This window comes from Pseudoalteromonas sp. BMB, assembly GCF_001709235.1.
GTDB lineage: Bacteria > Pseudomonadota > Gammaproteobacteria > Enterobacterales > Alteromonadaceae > Pseudoalteromonas > Pseudoalteromonas maricaloris.
The window spans coordinates 1-232 of the sequence record NZ_MBQA01000117.1 but is presented as its reverse complement, the minus strand read 5'-3'; the positions used below and the strand labels follow the sequence as shown (position 1 = coordinate 232).

1 protein-coding gene is annotated in these 232 nt (G+C 67.7%); it reads right to left on the bottom strand.

What is annotated here, in order from left to right; translation table 11 throughout:
* The coding region (locus BB427_RS08635; RefSeq protein ID WP_139119047.1) for a UTRA domain-containing protein at nt 1–232 on the bottom strand (232 nt) is incomplete at both ends.

The following is a 232-nucleotide window of genomic DNA, read 5'->3' as shown; positions in this document are numbered from 1 at the left end:
AGAGACAGCCGGCGCGGTGGTACTGAAATCGACGTCCAGCACCTCGGGCACGCCGACGGGGCTGATCAGGCGATGCTCAAGTGCCAGCGGACGGCCATCGGCCAGGTGCAGGCAACGCATCGCCAGCAGCATCGCGCTGCCGGCCAGTTCCACTTCGCCGGCATTGCCCACTTCAGCCAGACGCAGGTCGCGCTGCAGCAGACGATAGGCGTACTGATGGCCGCGCGAGCCC